Source organism: Micromonospora sp. NPDC047620 (assembly GCF_043205005.1).
Classification (GTDB): Bacteria; Actinomycetota; Actinomycetes; order Mycobacteriales; family Micromonosporaceae; genus Micromonospora.
This window is the reverse complement of record NZ_JBIDDG010000104.1, coordinates 1-1,564: the sequence shown is the minus strand read 5'-3', so window position 1 is coordinate 1,564 and position 1,564 is coordinate 1. Positions and strand designations below refer to the sequence as shown.

The following is a 1,564-nucleotide window of genomic DNA, read 5'->3' as shown; positions in this document are numbered from 1 at the left end:
AACGTAAATTGTCGACAAGCTAAGGAACTCACCGCAACCGGGCACACCTTGCGTAACCACGTCGACAAGAGCATTCGTGAACGATGTGCGTACCATCGGATCCGCCACGCTAGGAACGTGTGCCGATTGATCTGCCGCAGTAAGAGTATAGGCCCCGGAAACCTCCGCAACATCAGCTATATCAGCGTCCCCTGCGAGGGCCTCAATCGCTTTCCCTGAATAACAGCAATCGAGGATTACTATCTTGGTTCTTGCAATACTTTTCTTCAGAATCCGCCGCAATTGCTTATATTCAACCCCGGAAAATTCCATTTCCGACCGAACTGATTCTCCTACCGCGAGACACAGTTCGCCCTCCTCATTCAAGGTGCCGTGGCCGACGAAATACATTAGCAATATCTCACTCGACTCCAGCGCAGCACATCTCAACGCATGTCCCACCTCGACCGGCCTCCGAGGATTCTCTAGGACCGAAACAGATCCTGCATCCCAGCCGCAAAGCGCCGGATCGGTCAACACCGACTGCATCGCCCGGACACTGTTTATAGCGGCAGGAACGTCACGGAAACGCACATCATCGTATTCCGCCACACCGATCAACAGTGCCCGTATCCCAGATTCTTCGGTCACGACTGAGGCCCTAGCTCATCCTGCATGAGGATTTTCAAGAGTTCAGGCACCTCGTCTGCTCTACCGCTATCCAACTCGACGGTATTTTTGCCGCACTTAATCGTTACCTTTGTACGAGGTCGGTTCCCCAACCAAGCCTGGAGACTAGAAGCAACGACGGTAAACAGGCCGCCGGAACCGACTGCTACCGCGAGCGTGTCCCACGCACCCCCCAACTCCTCCTCGCCGGGGTCGCTGCCGACAAGTGTGACGCAACCTACCAGATCACGCTCGTTCCCCAGCCAACGATTCAGCGACACAAGGTCTTCCTCTGGCTGAGCCGAGGCAACACTGATATCAAACTGCATACTCTTCTCCGGTGTGTAAGACCTAGTGGGTCACGGCGAAGCGGGGCCAGCGTGGGTGCCTTTGCACCCGCCCGTGTCCAACCTTGTTGTCTACCACGCGCCAACCGCTCTCATGCGGGCCTTCGTTGCCACAATGCCTGCTCCGCTCCACAAGAGATTACCTATCCGCCGGAGACACATCAGTCTCCGCCACTCGCCTGCTCAACAGTCACGTGCCACGAAAGCCCCTGTAAGGAAGAACAATAGACCGGAGATGGAGGCGCTGTGACGGTTGTCAATCGTCGCAATGCTGACCGGCGGGTTCCAGTAAGGTATGGAACCGCCTCACAGCCCGGCGCCGTGTTCATAACGTGAACATCCACACATGACGAGCGGCCTGAGTAGCCGTGCGGACCGGCCATTGAGACGTCGAATCGAACTCTGGCGCAAACACCACAGTGGTTGCGAACGTGAGGGTTATGCGGTTCGCGGTTGTAAGACGACGATGCCCGGAACGGTCTGCAGGTACTCACTCAGCGGTGTGTCCACCACCTTGTTGTTGACCGCGAGGGAGGACGCGTTTCGGAAGACCGGGCCGGTCGGTGTGT

At 56.8% G+C, this 1,564-nt stretch carries 3 protein-coding genes; all 3 read right to left on the bottom strand.

What is annotated here, in order from left to right; all coding sequences use genetic code 11:
• Nucleotides 1-630: caspase domain-containing protein (locus tag ACGF5C_RS34470; RefSeq protein WP_393308560.1), on the bottom strand; the 630-nt coding region annotated here is incomplete at its 3' end.
• Entirely contained in the window at nt 627-977 is a 351-nt protein-coding gene (locus ACGF5C_RS34465) for a hypothetical protein (protein WP_393308558.1), read from the bottom strand. The genes ACGF5C_RS34465 and ACGF5C_RS34470, both read right to left, overlap by 4 nt.
• Nucleotides 978-1,433: 456 nt before the next feature.
• The coding region (locus ACGF5C_RS34460; protein WP_393308562.1) for an N-acetylmuramoyl-L-alanine amidase-like domain-containing protein at nt 1,434-1,564 on the bottom strand (131 nt) is incomplete at its 5' end.

What these genes read in the sequence shown, in the direction of transcription:
- ACGF5C_RS34465 (WP_393308558.1), bottom strand. Translation starts at nt 977, where the DNA reads ATGCAGTTTGATATCAGTGTTGCCTCGGCTCAGCCAGAGGAAGACCTT.